Genomic DNA, 16,810 nt, shown 5'->3' on the forward strand with positions numbered 1-16,810 from the left:
ACGCCGAGCATAGAAAGCACCAGAACCCATGACAACGAGCACTTTTCCCGGCGAGACCGGCGACTTCACTGATGCGGCCCGCGCGGTGCGGCTCCTAGCGTCGATCGGGTGACCGGGAACCGCCGAGAAGACCCCGAGGGCGAGGCCACCATGACGCGCGGATCGTTGACCGGCCGCATCGCCATCGTCGCCAGCGCGGGCCCGCATGCGGGCCGGGACGGGGGTGCCGCGGCGACCTGCGCGCTGAGCCGGGCCGGGGCGAGCGTGGTCCTCGCCGCCCGCGGCGGCCCGGCCCTGGAGGCGCTGGCCGCCGGCCTCAGCGCGGCGGGCGGCCACGTGGTGGCCGTACCGACGGACCTGTCCAGCGCGGTGTCGGTGCGGCGGCTCGTGGAGCAGACGCTCGGCGCCTTCGGCCGGCTCGACGCCGCGGTCAACGACGCCCAGGCGGGCGGGGTGTCGCTGGCGATGCGGTACGAGCTCCCGGCCATGCGACCCGGCACCCGCGTCGTCAACCTGGCATCACCGGCCTGCGGGTCACCCGCCTGCACCTCGCCCGCCTGCACCTCGCCCGCCTGCACCTCGCCCGCCTGCACCTCGCCCGCCTGCACCTCGCCCGCCTGCACCGCGCCCTGCACCGCGCCCTGCACCGCGCCCTGCACTTCGCCCGCCTGCGCTCCGCCCGCCGGCCGGCCGCGCGGCCCCGGGCAGGCCACCGCCGCCCAGGCCGCGGTGATCGAGCTGACCCGCGCGGCGGCCGGGGACTTCGCCGCCTCAGGAGTCCGGCTGAACGCCGTGGCCGCCGGGCCGTCCGGCAGCGCGGAGGGCGTCGCCGCCGCCGTGGTGTGGCTGTGCTCGGACGACGCGTCGCTCGGCGCCGGCGAGACCCTGCACGTCCCCGGCGGGTGCCCGTGCCCGGGGCCCGGCGGAGCGCCGTGCCGGCCGTACTGCCCGGACCTCCGCGCGACGTGCCGACCAGGCTCGGGGCAGCACTGAAGACACGCCGTATCCTTTGTGGGTGACCACAAAAGTGTCCGTCGAAGACCTGCTGCGCTCGCCCGCGCTCCAGCTGCGCCTGCTGGCCGGCGAGGCGGGGCTGGGCCGGTCGGTGTCGTGGGCGCACGTCAGCGAGCTCGACGACCCCACGCCCTGGCTGCTCGGCGCGGAAGTGATCATGACGACCGGCATCGCCGTGCCCCGCCAGGCCGCCAGGCAGCGCGCCTACCTCGAACGGCTCGACGACGCGGGCGTGTCCGCACTCGCCCTGTCGGCGCAGCTGCACGTGCCGCCGCTGCACGACGCCTTCATCCAGGCCGCGGAGGAGCGGGGCATGCCCGTGCTTGAAGTGCCCCTGGCCGTGCCGTTCATCGCGATCGCCCAGGAGGTGGCCGCGGCCGTGCAGGAGGACGCCAGCCAGCGGCTCGGCGCGCAGCTGCAGGTGTTCGGCGCGCTGCGCTGGCTGGCGGCCGAGGACCTCGACAGCGCGACGCTGTTCAAACGCCTCGAACGGCTGTCCGGCTACGAGGTCTTCCTGTGCACCCCGCAGGGGAGGCCGCTGCTGCCCGGCGTGCCCGTGCCCGATCCGGCCGTGCTCCCGTCCGAGCCGGACGCGCCGCCGACCATTCCCGGTGGCTTCGTGCTGCCCGTGCCCGCGCCCGGCGGTCCCGCGGGCTACCTCGTCGCGTTCGAGCGCCAGGGCGCCAGGCCCGCGGGGCTGGCCGTGGCGCAGCACATCGCCACGGTGGCCGCCCTCCAGGTCTCCAGGGCCCGCCACGAGCGCGAGACGCTGCGCCGCCAGGGCGCCGAGACCCTGTCCGAGCTGCTCCAGGACGTCCTCGACCCGGCCACGGCCCGGCGGCGCCTGGTCAGGATGGGCCTCCCCGCGGACGCCGGGCTGGTCCTCCTCGTGATCAGGAACGTGCCGGACGACGCCATCCACCGCGCGCTCGACGACCGGCCGCACCTCATGCTGCGCAGGGGCGACGACCGCTACGTGCTCGGCGCGCCCGGCCTCGGGGCGGCGGTCGCCGCGCTGCCGGGCGTCGCGGCGGGCATGAGCCGGCCCTTCCCGCCGGGGGAGTCCATGCAGATCCCCAAGCGGGAGGCGGTCTGGGCGGCCTCGACGGCCTCGGAGTCGGGGCAGCCGCTGATCCACTACGGCGACGACACCACCGGCCGGTGGCTGCCCGACGACCCGTGGGCGCTCACCGCGCTGGTCGAGAACGTGCTCGGCCCCGTGCTCGCCTACGACTCCGCGCACGGCTCGCAGCTCCTGACGTCCGTACGGACCTGGATGGAGCGCGACCGGCGCACCGAGGACGCCGCGGCCGCGCTGCACATCCACCCCAACACGCTGGCCTACCGGCTGCGCAGGTTCGCCGAGCTGACGGGCCGCGACCTGTCGTCCACGGCCGCGTTCGCCGAGGTCTGGCTGGCGCTGCGGGCCGGTCGCCAGCTCGGTCTCATGGACTGAGCCGGCCGCCCGGCGTCACAGCGGGCGCAGCACGTCCTCGACCGCGCCCAGCGACAGGGTCTTGTAGCCGACCGAGTCGAACACCACCGTGATCCGGTCCGGCTCGCGGCTCATCACCGTCCCCTGGCCCCACATCTTGTGCGTCACCTTCGCCTGCACCGCGAACGGCCCCTCCTGGGGAGCGGGCGCCGGCTCGGGCGCTCCGCCGTCGAGACAGGTGTCGCACGAGCCGCACGTCCCGGTGTACGGCTCGCCGAAATACTCCAGCAGGAACCGGCGGCGGCACCCCCTGGTCTCCGCGTAGCCGCGCATCATGTCGATCCGCGAGTCGTCCACGCGGTGGCGCGACTCGTCCAGCTCCACCGCCCGCGCGGCCGCCCGCTCCGGCGTGAGCTTGCGGGAGGTGTAGCGCAGGTCGCCGGTGTCGGTGACGGTGAGCGCGCCCGCCTGCTCCAGCAGGTTGACGAGCCTAGTGAGATGCGAGGGACGTACCTTGAGCAGCGCGGCCAGCTCGCCCGCCGGGACCGTGCCGGCGTGCTCCTTGACCAGCGTGGCCACGCGCAGCAGCGCCTCGCCGTCGGCCCGCCCGCCGGCGAAGAAGCGGCGCAGGCCCAGATCCTCCTGCCGGTAGAACAGCACGGCCGTGGCGGGCGCGCCGTCCCGGCCCGCCCGGCCGATCTCCTGGTAGTACGCGTCGGGCGACTCCGGCGGCTGGGCGTGCAGCACGTAGCGCACGTCGGGCCGGTCGATGCCCATCCCGAACGCCGACGTCGCCACGACCGTGTCCACGTCACCCGCGGTGAACAGCTCCTGTACGCGGGTCCGCTCCGCGTTGCGCAGGCCCGCGTGGTACGCCTCGGCCCGGCGTCCCCGTGCGGCCAGCGCCGCCGCGTACTCCTCGGTCTCCTTGCGGGTGGCGACGTACACCAGGCCGAGCCCGTCGCGGGTGGCGGCGTCCTCGATCAGGGCCTGGCTCTTGTCCTCCTCGCGGACGAACCGCCGGACCTCCAGCGCGATGTTCGGCCGGTCGAAGCCCCTGACGATCTCCACCGGATCGATCAGCCCGAGCGAGCGGACGATCTCCTCGCGCACGTTCGGCGCCGCGGTGGCGGTCATCGCCACCACCGGCGGGTGCCCGAGCCGCTTGATGACCTTGCCGAGCCGCTGGTAGTCGGGGCGGAAGTCGTGCCCCCACGAGGAGACGCAGTGGGCCTCGTCGATCGCGATCAGCGAGGGCCGGGCCTGCGCGAGCTTCTCGACGACGTCGGGCTTGGCGAGCTGTTCGGGTGACAGGAACACGAACTCCGCCTCCCCGGCCGTCACCTGTTCCAGGCCGGCCGCGACGGAGGAGGTCGAGTTCACCGCCACGGCGCCGCCCGCGTCCGCCTTGAGCAGGCCGGTCACCTGGTCACGCTGGAGCGCGATGAGCGGCGAGACGACGATCGTGGGCCCGTCGAGCAGCTGCGCGGGCACCTGGTAGACCGCCGACTTGCCGCCGCCCGTCGGCATGACGAGCAGCACGTCGCGCCCGCCGAGCAGGTGCTCCATCGCCTCCTGCTGCCCGGACCTGAGCCGTTGCCAGCCGAAGCGGTGCTTCGCCGTGGCCCGCAACCGCCGTCCCCGCTGGCCGAATCGGCCCTTCAGCGTGGTCCGTAATCCCATGTGCACCCCGTCCTTCGCCCGGTGGGCGCACATTACCCACCTTCGCCCCGCCCATGCGCCCGTCGGCGTGGCGCAGGGAGATGTGAGACGTGATCGTCATAATGAGATCGTCTGTCCAATAGGAGGAACGCGTGCGTCCCGTCATGGGTATGGGGATCGGCATGGTGGCCGCGCTCGTCGTGGGACTGAGCGCTCCGGCGGCGGCCACGGCCGTCCGGACTACCGCGAGCGGTCCCAGCCCTGACGAGTGGAAGAAGGTCACCTCTCTGAGGATCCTGCCCGATCGGCCCCGGCAGAACAACGACGTCCGGCTCTTCATCCACTGCCCCACGACCGCGAACCATGTGATCATCGGCTCCACCGCGTTCAACCTCATGGGCTCGACCCGGCTGTATCGCGAGGTGGGCGAGTCGCTGTCCGATCGGGGCCTGGCCCGCCGCACCGTCTCGATCTCCTATTACGCGCTGCCCGGCCATCACCAGGTCCACATGAAGTGCGTGCTGGTCACCATGAACAAGAAGACCCGCATCCGCAAGATCAAGGTGATCAGCCGGTGCACGGTGCCGATCGTGGTGCGGCGCTTCAGGCTGGCACAGTTCTTCGCTTGACCGCTCTTCGCTTGACCGCTCTTCGCCTGACCGCTCCTCGCCTGACCGTTCAGACGCCGCTGCCGACCAGCAGCTCCTCGACGCCGAGCAGCATCGCCCGCGCCGTGTCGCGCCGGAGGTAGGCGGTGTCCACGATGAGGCTGAGCGCTCCGGTGTCGGTGGCCGTGCCCACGGTGAAGAACACCTTGAACCGCACGCCCGGCCAGGCGTCCGTGACGTACGTCCTGGTCCGCTCGGTGAGGGCGGCGAGGTCCGCGGAGCGGGGCAGGGCCGGCCAGCCGATGGCGGCCCGCCGGTCGTTGAAGAACGCGTCCAGGTCCGGCTCCCTGCCGCGGCGGCGGCCGACCTCCTCCCGCATGGCCTGCATCTCGAAGGGGTCGTAGTGCGCGTTGCGGTAGGCCGCGAGGGCGTTGCGGTGGGCGTTCAGGCACGTCGCGGCGAAGTCGCCGGGGCTCACGTCGAGCACGAACAGGCCGTCCTGCCCCACAGTCCCGACCATGCCCCTGGTACGCGGATCGCGCCGGTTGCTGTGCACGAGCTGCATGACCGCCCGGCTCCGGCCGCTCACCCCGGCCAGCACGACGGCGCAGGCGGCGAGCAGCACGCTCGTGGTGCTGACCGCCCACCGCGCGGCCAGCCGCTCGGCCGCGACGGCGAGCGCAACCGACTCCATGCCGACCTCGATGAAGCGCGGGTCCTCCGCCTCGCCCGGCGGATGGTCGAACACCTCCAGCGGCACCTCTTCGAGCACCGAGCGCCAGTACCTGATCGACCTGGACGATCGGGCCTGGAACGACTCCTCGCGCTCCAGCTCCGCCTGGTCCAGCGGCTGCCAGCCGGGCGGCGGCAGCTCGTCGCCCCTGAGCAGCCCGCGCCACTCCGCGGAGATCAGGCCGAGCGCCTGGAAGTCCACGGCCAGATGGGAGAAGGAGAACGCCAGTGCCCGCGGCCGGCCGTCCTTGGTCACGACGGTGCAGCGCAGCGGCAGGTCGTGCCCGTGGTCGAAGACCGTCCTGGCCAGCTCGCCGGCGATCCGGTCGGCGGCCGGCAACGCCCGATCCTCGCCCGCCTCCACCACCGTCACGGCCAGCTCGCCGCCGCGCGCCACCCGCTGCACCGGGCCGTCCGGCGTGGCGGCGAAGGTGGTGCGCAGGCTCTCGTGCCGTTCGAGCAGGACGCGCAGCGCGCCCAGCACCGTGGCGAGATCGCGCCTGCCGTAGACCGGGAGCACCCACGGGCAGTTGAGGAAGGACTGGCTGTCGCCCATGAGGTGGACGGCCCGCCACATCAGCCGCTGCCCCCAGGTCAGCGCCGCCACCCCCTCCCGGTCCCCGCTGAACGCCACCGTCGCCTGGCCGGCCACCATCTCGCCGGCCGCCGGGCTCACCGCGACCGTCCGGGGCCGGCGGCGAGCAGGCCGGAGACGGCGGCGGCGAGCGGGCCGATCTCCTCGGCCGAGGACAGGTCGCCGTTCAGGTCCACGTCGATGTCGAACGTGTCCTCGATCAGGTCGATGAGCCGGATCCGCGCCAGTGAGGTGAGGCCGAGCGCCGACAGCGAGTGCCGGCCCGCGAGCGCCTCCTCGGCGCTGACCCGGCCGTCGGACACGTCGGCGATCATCTCGGCCAGCACCCGCCGCAGCCGCTCGGCGTCTCCCATCACCTCGTGACCCCCTCGGCGTCCTGGCGCAGGCGCACGCTGCGCGGCCGCATGTCCGTCCACACCTCGTCGATGTGGCTCAGGCACTCCTCCCGCCCGCCGGTGAACCCCTCGGGCCGCCATCCGGCCGGGGGCCGCTGGTCGAGCGGCCACACCGAGTACTGCTCCTCGTCGTTGACGACCACCTGGTGTCGTCCGGATTCCGCCATCTATGCCTCCTTGGCAGCAGGGGTCTGGGCGCGCAGGGCCCGTACGCCGACCAGGTCGTCCGCGACCGCGTCGGGCACGTCCCGGTCGAAGCGGGCCAGCGCGGGGACGCGCATCGCGATCAGCGCGATCGCCGCGATGGCGAGGCCGAAGAGCACGTACATGAGCCCGATGCCCCGGCCGGGCCCGGTGCCGATGAGCGCGCCGACGGTGGGGGCCAGCGGGCCGTCCGCGAGCAGCAGCGGGTCGAGCAGCGCGGCGGCGTACGGGGCGACCAGGCCGAACCCGACGGGCAGCGTGGACCAGGCGATGAGCGTGTTCATGGCGAACACCCGGCCGTGGAAGCGCTGCGGCACCTTGACCTGCACGATCGTGGTGTAGATCCCGTTCAGCACGGTGACCCAGAGCGTCATGCCGCACGCGCCCACGGCGATCACGGCGAGGTCGGCGCGCAGCCCGGTGACCAGGCAGAAGCCGCCCAGGACGAGGGCGCACAGGAGCACGCCGCGCAGCCGGAGGCGGCGCGGGCCACCCCAGACGATCATGACGAGCGCTCCCGCGAACGTGCCGACACCGGCCAGGAACGAGACGCGGCCCACGTCGGCGAGCCCGGCGAACGAGAGCACCAGCGGCGAGAACATCAGCAGCAGCGGGGCGAGGAACACGTTCAGCACGACGAAGAACAGCAGCATGCCGACGAAGCCGCGATGGCCGAGCGAGTAACGCAGCCCGCCCAGGATCTCCGCCTTCATCGACTCCCTGCGCCGCCACGGCATGGTGCGGGGGAAGCGCACCACCAGCAGCACGACGATCGCGACCGCGTAGCTGGCGACGTCCAGGGCGAGGATGCCGCCGAGCCCGATCCCCGCGAGCAGGCCGACGGCGAAGATCGGCACGAGGAGCTGCGCGGTCCCCGTGCCCAGCTGCATGAGCCCGGCGGCGTGCCCGAGATACAGCTTGGGGACGAGCTGGGGCACGGCGGAGAAGTACGCGATCCGCTGGAAGGTGAGCGCGACCGAGAGACAGCCCAGCAACGGGTAGATCAGCCCCGCCGACAGGTGCCCGGTCCACAGCAGCACGCCGAACACGAGCTGGATCGAGAACGCCGCGACGTCCCCGGCCAGCATCACCCGCCGCCGGCTCGTCCGGTCGATGATCGCCCCGGCGACGGGCGCGGTCAGCAGCCCGGGTACCAGGCCGACCACGGCCATCAGGGCGAACTGCGCCACCGACCCCGTCGTGGTGTAGATCCACAGCGGGACGGCGAACTCGGTCAGCGCCGACCCCGTGACGGACACGAGCTGGCTCAGGGCGACGGCGAGGAAGCGCGGGATGCCCGGCTGCGCCCCGGCCGGCGCGGGCGGTGCCTCGGCCCTGGACACGTCGTGCCGCCACCAGGTGGCGCCGGGCGCCCGGTCAGGTACGGGCTCGTCCAGCGTGGCGTGGGTGGTGGTGACGATCTCGGCCAGCTCCTCGGCCCGGTATTTCAGGAAGAAGTGCCCGGCCTCCGCGAGCACGACCACGGCGGACACCGAGGTCAGGAAGTGCCATTCGCGGAAGCGCTCCTGGTAGTAGTCCGTCGCCGGGTCCTCGGTGCCCACCACGCTGATCACCGGGGCCCGCAGCCGCTCGGTGCCGGTCTCGAACAGGCGCGTGTAGTAGCCCTCCGCCTCCCGCGAGTCGCGGCGCATGTTCCGGACGATCCGGCGGGCCTGGACGGGGTCGATCTCGCCCATGTCCAGGCCGAGCGAGATCAGCCAGTTGACGTAACGCTGGTCGCCGCGCAGCCGTTCGGCGTCGGCGAGCCGGGCGACGCGCGACAGCAGCGGGCCGCGCGGCCGGGCGAAGGGGAAGATCCCGCCGATGTAGACGGCCGCGAGGTCCCGCCCCGCGGCCTCCAGGCGGCGGGCGATCTCGACGGTCAGGGCCGAGCCGACGCCGCAGTGCCCGTACAGGACGACGGGGCCGGTGACCTGGTCGAGGATCTCGCGTACGCAGCCGGCGGCGAGCTCGTCGAAGGGCAGCGGCTCCTCTTCCACGCCCACGTCGTGGCCGGGGATCGCGACCGACCACAGCGCGTGCCCGTCCGGCAGGGTGTCGGCGAGCGGCTGGTAGACGACCGCGCTGCCGCCGCCGTAGGGCACGCACACGTAGCTCATGACCGGCGGCCGGCCGCGTGACGGGGTCAGCCGGTGCAGCAGCGTGCGCGGGCCGCGCCGGTCGGCGGGGGTGTCGGCGAGCGCCGCCAGCTCGCGGATGGTGCGGTGCTGGAAGACCTCCATCACGCTGACCCCGGCCCCGGTCCGCTTGCGCAGCCGGGCCACCACCTGGGTGGCGAGCAGCGAATGCCCGCCCAGGTCGAAGAAGTCGTCGTGCACGCCGATCGTCTCGATGCCCAGGAGCTCGCCCCAGATCGCGGCGAGGGCCCGCTCCGTCGGGGTGTCGGGCGCGACGAGCTCGATCCCGGCGTCCCGCCCGGCGACCGGCGCGGGCAGCGCCCGGCGGTCCAGCTTGCCGCTGGGGTTGAGCGGCAGCGCGGCCAGCGTGACGTAGGCAGCCGGCACCATGTAGTCGGGCAGCGTCCGCTTCAGCCCGGCCCGTACGGCGCCGTGATCGAGCTCCGCGCCCTCCTCGGAGCCGGGACCGGGGGTGAGGTACGCGACCAGGCGCGGGTCACCCGGGCGGTCCTCGCGGACGACCACGGCCGCGTCCGCGACGGCGGGCAGGGCGCGCAGCGCCGCCTCGATCTCGCCGGGCTCGATCCGCAGCCCGCGCAGCTTGACCTGGGCGTCCAGGCGGCCGAGGAACTCCAGTGCGCCGTCGGGCCGCCACCGGGCCAGGTCGCCCGTCCGGTACAGCCGGGACCCGGGCGGGCCGAACGGGTCGGGGACGAACCGGTCGGCGGTGAGCGCGGGCCGGTTGAGGTAGCCGCGGGCCAGCCCGGCGCCGCCGATGAACAGCTCGCCCGGGACCCCGATCGGGGCCGGCGACATGGCGGGGCCGAGGACGTACAGGGAGGTGTTCGCGATCGGCGTGCCGATCGGCACCCTGGCCGCCGTGGCGAGCGAGCCGGGACGGCAGTGCCAGGCCGACACGTCGACGGCGGCCTCGGTGGGGCCGTACAGGTTGTGCAGCTCGGCGGCGGGCAGCGCCGCGACGCAGCGCCGCGCCAGATCGGCCGGCAACTCCTCGCCCGAGCAGATCACCCTGCGCAGCGAGCGGCAGTCCGACGCGCCGTCCGCACCGAGGAACACCGCCAGCATCGACGGCACGAAATGAGCCGTGGTCACGCCCTCGGAGACGATCAGCTCGCGCAGGTACGCCGCGTCCTTGTGCCCGCCGGGCGTCGCGAGCACCAGCGTCGCGCCGCAGCGCAGCGGCCAGAACAGCTCCCACACCGACACGTCGAAGCTCAGCGGCGTCTTCTGCGCCACCACGTCGCCCGCCGTCAGCAGGAAGCGCTCCTGCATCCAGTCGAGGCGGTTGGCGATGCCGCCGTGGGTGTTCGGCGCGCCCTTGGGCCGCCCGGTGGAGCCCGAGGTGTAGATGACGTAGGCGACGTCGTCCGGCCGTACGTCCGGCAGGGGTGCGGAGCCGCCGGTCCACGCGTCCGGGTCGTCCAGGTCGAGGACGGCGGCGGAGGTCTCCGGCAGCCCGGGACGGATCCGGCGCTGGGTGAGCAGCACGGACGGGGCGGCGTCCGACAGCATGAACGCCACCCGCTCGGCCGGGTGATCGGGATCGACCGGCAGGTAGGCCGCACCGGCCTTGAGCACGCCCAGCAGGCCCGGCAGCAGCTCCAGCGAGCGCTCCGCGCAGACCGCGACCACCGACCCGGCGCTCACGCCGAGCCCGCGCAGCGTCTGCGCGACGCGGTTCGCCCGCGACTCCAGCTCGCCGTACGACAGAGACCGCCCGTCGAAGCGCACCGCCACCGCGTCGGGCGTGCGCGCCGCCTGGGCCTCGACGCGGCCGTGCAGGGTGGCCGCCCCGGGGTACCGCGTCGCGGTGTCGTTCCAGGTGGTCACGACCAGGCGGCGCTCGTCCTCGGTGAGCAGGTCGATCTCCGACAGCCGCATACCGGGCCGCGCCGCCACCCGCTCCAGCAGGGCGCCCAGATGGCCGGCCAGCCGCTCGATCGTGCCCGCGTCGAACAGGTCGGTGTTGTAGACGAACATCCCGCCCGTGTCGCCGTCGAGGTAGAGCTCCAGGTCGTACCTGGTGGCCCAGGCGTCCACGGGGAAGTCCGCCACGCTCAGCCCGGCCGGCGGCCGGACGGTGGCGCCGCCGTAGGTCTGCATCGTGAGGATGACGCCGAACAGCGGGGACCTGGACACGTCGCGCGGCAGGTCCAGCTCGGAGACTAGCTGCTCGAAGGGCAGGTCCTGGTGGGCGAAGGCGTCCAGGGCGACGGCCCGCACCCGGTCGAGCAGCTCGGCGAACGTCGGGTCGCCGGACAGGTCCACCCGCATGGTGAGCATGTTCACGAAGCAGCCGATGACGTCGTCGAGCTCGGGCGCCTGGCGACCGGCCACCGGCGATCCCACCGCGACGTCGGAGGTGCCCGCGTACCGGCCGAGCAGCGCGGCGAACGCGGCCAGCATCGTCATGTACGGCGTGGCCCGGTGCTCGCGGCCCAGCCGCGCCAGCCCGGCGGCCACGTCGGAAGCCAGGGCGAACGCGCGGGCCGCGCCGGTGTAGGTGCGCTCGGCCGGGCGCGGCCGGTCCGACGGCAGGTCCAGCGGCTCCAGCCCGGCCAGCCGGTCCCGCCAGAACTCCAGGTCGCGCCGCGACGGTGCCCGGCCGCGCTGCCAGGCGGCGTAGTCGGCGTACCCGGCTTCGGGGGCCGGCGGCGTGCCGCCGTCGTAGCGGGTGAAGACCTCGCGCATCAGCAGGTCGGCCGACCAGCCGTCGGCGGCGATGTGGTGCACCCCGATCACCAGGACGTGGTCGTCGCCGGCCAGCCGGACCAGCAGCGCCCGCGCGAGCGGTCCTTCGGCCAGGTCGAACGGCACCGCGAGGAACTCCTCCGCCAGCGCCCTGGCCGCCGCCTCGTCCGGCGCGTCGCGGACGGTCAGCGGCAGCGTGGCGTCGTCCCCCGGCTCGCGGAGCTCGATCCGCGGCAGCCCGTCCGAGGTCGCCGGGAACCGCATGCGCAGCGCGTCGTGCCCGGCGACGACGGCGTCGAAGGCGGCGGCCAGCGCTGCCACGTCGAGCGGGCCGCGCAGCCGCAGCCGGAGCGGGATGGTGAGCTGGGTGGTGCCCGGGGCGAACTGCTCCAGGAACCACAGGCGCTCCTGGGCATGCGACAGCGGAGGCGGCTGGCCGGCGGGCCGGGCCGGAATGGTCCGGCGCGCCACCGGTGCCGTGCCCGCTCCGCGCTTCAGCCGCTGCGCCAGCAACGCCTGCTTGGCGGCCGACAGCGACTCGGCGCCGCTCGGGGCCGGTCAAGGCGTCCGAGTCGGTCAACGGGGGACCTCCGTGTCCAGCAGGTGAGCCGCCTCCGCGTCGGAGAGGCTCGACAGCTCCTCGATCAGCAGGTTCTCGACCGCGGCCGCCAGCCCGGTCACGGACGGATGGTCGAAGACGGTGCGGATCGGCACCTCCACCTCCAGGGAGTTCCGCAGCAGGGCCGCCACCCGGGTCGCGAGCAGCGAGTGCCCGCCGAGGGCGAAGAAGTCGTCGAGCGCGCCGACGCGCCCGGCGTCCAGGCCGAGCACCTGAGCCCAGATCCCGGCCACCAGCGCCTCGGCGTCGCTGCCCGGCGGTACGAAGACGGCGGCCGGCACCGGCCCGGGTGCGGGCAGCGCGGCGAGGTCCACCTTGCCGGTGATCGTGAGCGGCAGCGCGTCCAGGCGTACCCATCCGGTGGGCACCAGGTGCGCGGGCAGGGTCGCGGTCAGGTACCGGCGCAGCTCGGCGGGCTCGGCCGGGCCGGACACGTACGCCGTCAGCCGGTCCGGATCCGCCGTCACCGCCGCCTGGCGCACGCCCGGATGCGCCAGCAGCGCCGACTCCACCTCGCCCGGCTCGACGCGGAAGCCGCGCACCTTCACCTGGCTGTCGAAGCGGCCCAGGAACTCCAGGTCGCCGCCGGGCCGCTGCCGCACCCGGTCCCCGGTCCGGTACAGCCTGGCGCCCGGCGGGCCGTGCGGATCGGGCACGAACCGGTCGGCGGTCAGCGCCGGGCGGCCCAGGTAACCCTGTGCCAGGCCGGGCCCGCCCAGGCACAGCTCTCCGGGGAAGCCGGGCGGCACCGGCTCGCCGTGGCGGCCGAGCACGTGGGCGGTGGTGCCGTCGATCGGCCGGCCGATGGGCGGGCGGCGGGCGGTGTCGGCCGCGCCCAGGGTGGCCGCCGTGGCGATGATCGTCGCCTCGGTCGGCCCGTACGTGTTGACCAGCGTGACGTCGTCCCCGAACCGCGCCCGCCACCTGGCCACCGCCGCGGCGTGCGCCTGCTCCCCGCCGATGATCACCAGCCGCAGCGCATCGAGCCCGCTCACGTCGCCGAGCGACTCGGTGAGCCGGTGCCAGTACGCGGTCGGCAGGTCCAGCACGGTGACCAGCCGGCCGGCCGGGGTACGCAGCACGTCCGGCAGGCTCGCCGCGCCCTGGGGGAGCAGCAGCACCGAGGCGCCGGTCGTCAACGCCGGGTACAGCTCCTCGGCGTGGGCGTCGAAGCTGAGCGAGGCGAACTGGACGACGCGGTCGCCGGGCCGCATGCCGTACGCGTGCCGCATCCAGCGCACCCGCAGGGCCAGGCTCCCGTGCTCGACCAGCACCCCCTTGGGCCGGCCCGTCGAGCCGGAGGTGTAGATCACGTACGCCGGGTCATGCGGCGCCACGGATGCCCACCCGCCGAGCCACCGGGGGTCGCCGCTCCCCGACTCGCCGGACGGGACGAGCACGACGGTCTCGGGCGGCAGCCGCCTGGCGTGCTCCGCGTCGGTCACCACCAGGCGCGCCCCGCTGTCCGCGATCAGGAAGGCCAGCCGTTCGTCCGGGTAGTCCGGATCCAGCGGCAGGTACGCGCCTCCGGCCCGCCACACGGCGAGCAGCGCCACGATCGCCTCGGCCGACCGCGCCGCGCACACGCCGACCACGCACCCGTCGGCGACCCCACGCCGCCGCAACGCCGCCGCCAGCCGGGCGACCCTGGCGTCGAGCTCGGCGTAGCTCACCTGCTCGTCGCCGGCCGCCAGCGCCGTGGCGTCCGGCGCGGCGGCCACCGCCCGCTCGAAGAGCGCGGGCACGGTCTCGCCGCCACCGTCCAACCCGCGGACGCCGTCCGTCCTGGCAGCGCCGCCCGCCTCGACGGTATCGGCGGTGAGGTCGCGCACGGCGGCCAGATCGTCCCCGGTCAGCATCGGCAGCCGGGAGATCCGCGTGCCGGGGGCGTCCGCGATCCCCCGCAGCAGCATGGCGAACCGCTCCGCCAGCCCTTCGACGGTGGCCGTGTGGAAGAGGGTGGCGTCGTAACCGAAGACAGCCAGCAGCCCCTGCCCGTTGCGCCACGTCTCCAAGGCCAGGTCGAACTTGGCCTGCCGGTACCCGCCGTCGAACAGCTGCACTCCCAGCTCGCCGATCCGCTCCGGAGGGGTGCCGTCGCCGGCCTGGCTGTGCAGGATGATCATGGTGGCCAGCAGCGGATTGCGGTGCAGGTCGCGCGGCACGCCCAGCTCGCCGATGAGCCGTTCGAACGGCACGGTGCGGTGCGCGTGCGCGTCCAGCACCGTGCGGCGGGTGACGCCGAGCAGGTCGCGGAAGGCCGGATCGCCCGCGAGGTCGCCGCGCAGGACCAGAGTGTCGGTGAGGTAGCCGATGACCGGCTCCAGCTCCACGCGGTCGCGGGCCGCCCACGGCGTGCCGACCAGGACGTCGCTCTGGCCGGTGTGCCGGGCCAGCAGCACCTGGTACGCCGCGACCAGCACCATGAACAGGGACGCGCCGTGCTCCTGCGCCAGCCGTTCCAGGCGGGCGACGACCTCCTCCGGGATCTGGAAGGAGTGGAAGGCGCCCTCGGGCCGGGGCGCTCCCGGCTTGTCGGCGGGCAGCGCGGGCATGGGCGGCTCGGCGAGCTGCCTGCGCCAGTACGCCAGCGACTCCTCGCCCGCCGCGCCGGACTCCCGCTCCCGCTGCCACAGCGCGACGTCGCCGTACTGCACGGGCAGCGGCACGAGAGCGGGCTCGCGGCCCTCGACCCGGGCCTGGTAGAGGGCGAACAGGTCGTCGAACAGCACGCTCAGCGACGAGCCGTCGGCGATGATGTGGTGCAGCACGAAACACAGCACGTGGTCGTCGCGGCCGAGCCCGAGCAGGCTGACCCGCAGCGGCGGGGCCGCCGCCAGGTCGAACGGCGCGTTGGTACGGTCCGCGACGAGCCACCTGGCCAGCTCCTCCGGGTCGGCCGAGGTGGTCAGGTCGATGCGCTCGACGGGGACGGGCCCCGGCGGGCGGATGACCGTGACCGGCCGGCCGTCGGTGTCGTCGAACGACGTGCGCAGGCTCTCGTGCCGCGCCACCACGGCGTCCAGGGCGTGCAGGAGCGCTCCGGTGTCCAGCGCGCCGCGCAGTCGCAGCACGAGATACATGTTGTACGAGGCGTCGTCCGGGTCGAACCGTTGCAGGAACCACAGCCGTTCCTGCGCGAACGACAACGGCGGGGTCATCCCGGCCGGCCGCGACGGCACTGCGGTCCCCGGACCGGCCGCGCCTTCGTCCGTCGTGGAGCGCTCCGCCCGGAGGCGGACGATCTCCTCGACGACCCCGCCGATCGTGGGGTCGTCGAAGAACGCGTCCAGCGACACCTCGATGCCGAGCCGGTCCCTGATGCGGGCCGTGATCTGGGTGATGGTGAGGGAGTGGCCGCCCAGGTCGAACAGGTCGTCGTCGGCGGCGATCTCGGCCAGCTCGTCCAGCTCCAGCACCTCCCGCCAGACCCGCCGAACCACCTCGGCCACCTCGGCCACCTCGATCGGCTCGGCCGGCTCCGCCGCCTTGCCCGCCACGCTGGACGGGCTGGACGGAGCGTGGGCCGTCGCCGGTCCCGAGGAGACCGGTTTCGGCAGCGCCGCGCGGTCGAGCTTGCCGACGGGGGTCAGGGGGAGGGCGTCCAGCGGGACGTACGCGCTCGGGAGCATCGCCGACGGCAGGGTCCTGGCGAGGTGGCCGGTCAGCGGGCCGGGGTCGAGGGCCGCACCCGGCACGGGCACGACGTACGCCACCAGGCGCTGATCGCCCTCGACCGCCACCGCGGCCGCGCCGACCTGGGGATGCTCCAGCAGGCGGGACTCGATCTCGCCGAGCTCGACCCGGTGGCCCAGCAGCTTGACCTGCCCGTCCCGGCGGCCGAGGAACTCGATCTCGCCGTCGGTCCGGTAGCGGGCCAGGTCGCCGGTGCGGTACAGCCGCGCTCCCGGAGGTCCGTACGGATCCGGGACGAACTGCCCGGCCGTACGGCCCGGCCTGCCCCGATAGCCGCGCGCCACGCCGGCTCCGCCGATGCACAGCTCTCCCGCGACGCCCACCGGCACCGGCCGCATCGACGCGTCGAGCAGGTAGATCTGGGTGTTGGCGAGCGGACGGCCGATGGTGACGCTCTCCCCGACCTCGCCGGCCGTGCTCCAGATCGTCGTCTCGGTCGGGCCGTACACGTTGACGACGCGAGCGCACCGCGCGCGTAACTCGGCCGCGAGCGGGGCGGGCAGGGCCTCGCCGCCCGCCAGCGCGGTCACGCCGCCGATGCCGCCCGGCAGCAGCAGCCGCCACACCGACGGGGTGGCTTGCACGTGCGTCACGCCCTGCTCCGTGACCAGCCGAGCCAGGGCCTCGGGTCTCCGTACGGCGCCGTGGGGGGCGACGACCACCCGGCCACCGGTGACCAGCGGCAGGAAGAGCTCCAGAGCGAAGATGTCGAACGCGGGTGAGGTGAGGGCGAGCCAGACGTCGCCTGGCCCGGACCCGAGCCGGTCGCGCATCCCCATGAGCAGGTTGGCCAGGTTGCGATGGGTCACCTCGACCCCCTTCGGGCGGCCCGTCGAGCCGGAGGTGTAGATCACGTAAGCGACCTCGTCGGGCGCAGGCGGTGCCGGCAGCACCACCTCCGCCCCCTGCTCCGGATCCCGGTCCGTGCTGGGGGGCAGGGGGCCGTCCACCAGCAGGACCGGGCCCTTTCTCTTATACACATCTGACGCTGCCGACGATA

9 protein-coding genes are annotated in these 16,810 nt (G+C 74.3%); 3 read left to right on the plus strand and 6 right to left on the minus strand.

Annotated features, from left to right (window positions below; genetic code table 11):
- Positions 1–108: 108 nt before the first annotated feature.
- Entirely contained in the window at positions 109–993 is an 885-nt protein-coding gene (locus ETD85_RS09795; protein WP_206058208.1) for an SDR family oxidoreductase, read from the plus strand.
- A gap of 22 nt (positions 994–1,015) precedes the next feature.
- Complete coding sequence (locus ETD85_RS09800; RefSeq protein ID WP_240779059.1) at positions 1,016–2,470, plus strand: PucR family transcriptional regulator; 1,455 nt, start codon at positions 1,016–1,018, stop codon at positions 2,468–2,470.
- Between the two features lie 15 nt (positions 2,471–2,485).
- Here ETD85_RS09800 and ETD85_RS09805 read toward each other — a convergent pair whose 3' ends face one another.
- Positions 2,486–4,132 (minus strand): RecQ family ATP-dependent DNA helicase, encoded by a 1,647-nt coding sequence (locus ETD85_RS09805; RefSeq protein WP_138689310.1) that lies wholly within the window; start codon positions 4,130–4,132, stop codon positions 2,486–2,488.
- 131 nt (positions 4,133–4,263) lie between these two features.
- Here ETD85_RS09805 and ETD85_RS09810 point away from each other — a divergent pair, with 131 nt between their 5' ends.
- Entirely contained in the window at positions 4,264–4,740 is a 477-nt protein-coding gene (locus ETD85_RS09810; protein WP_138689311.1) for a hypothetical protein, read from the plus strand.
- 49 nt (positions 4,741–4,789) lie between these two features.
- On the opposite strand, the gene ETD85_RS09815 is transcribed toward ETD85_RS09810, so the two are convergent.
- From ETD85_RS09815 to ETD85_RS09835, 5 genes are all read right to left on the minus strand, one after another.
- Positions 4,790–6,127 carry a condensation domain-containing protein gene (locus tag ETD85_RS09815; RefSeq protein ID WP_138689312.1) on the minus strand — a complete coding sequence of 446 codons (1,338 nt, stop codon included), beginning with the start codon at positions 6,125–6,127 and terminating at the stop codon, positions 4,790–4,792.
- The gene (locus ETD85_RS63015; RefSeq protein WP_338087132.1) at positions 6,124–6,399 is read right to left on the minus strand and encodes a phosphopantetheine-binding protein; all 276 of its coding nucleotides are present in this window, start codon (positions 6,397–6,399) and stop codon (positions 6,124–6,126) included. Before ETD85_RS63015 ends, ETD85_RS09815 begins: the two co-directional genes overlap by 4 nt.
- Positions 6,399–6,608 (minus strand): MbtH family protein, encoded by a 210-nt coding sequence (locus tag ETD85_RS09825; protein ID WP_138689313.1) that lies wholly within the window; start codon positions 6,606–6,608, stop codon positions 6,399–6,401. Before ETD85_RS09825 ends, ETD85_RS63015 begins: the two co-directional genes overlap by 1 nt.
- Entirely contained in the window at positions 6,609–11,966 is a 5,358-nt protein-coding gene (locus ETD85_RS09830) for a non-ribosomal peptide synthetase/MFS transporter (RefSeq protein WP_240779060.1), read from the minus strand.
- Between the two features lie 105 nt (positions 11,967–12,071).
- A complete protein-coding gene (locus ETD85_RS09835) occupies positions 12,072–16,790 on the minus strand; it encodes a non-ribosomal peptide synthetase (RefSeq protein WP_138689315.1) in 4,719 nt (1,572 codons plus the stop codon).
- Between the last annotated feature and the right edge of the window lie 20 nt (positions 16,791–16,810).

Source organism: Nonomuraea zeae (assembly GCF_005889725.1).
GTDB lineage: Bacteria > Actinomycetota > Actinomycetes > Streptosporangiales > Streptosporangiaceae > Nonomuraea > Nonomuraea zeae.

Coding starts and splice junctions, on each gene's coding strand:
- ETD85_RS09805 (WP_138689310.1), bottom strand. CDS start 4,132: ATGGGATTACGGACCACGCTGAAGGGCCGATTCGGCCAGCGGGGACGG.
- ETD85_RS09825 (WP_138689313.1), bottom strand. CDS start 6,608: ATGGCGGAATCCGGACGACACCAGGTGGTCGTCAACGACGAGGAGCAG.
- ETD85_RS63015 (WP_338087132.1), bottom strand. CDS start 6,399: ATGGGAGACGCCGAGCGGCTGCGGCGGGTGCTGGCCGAGATGATCGCC.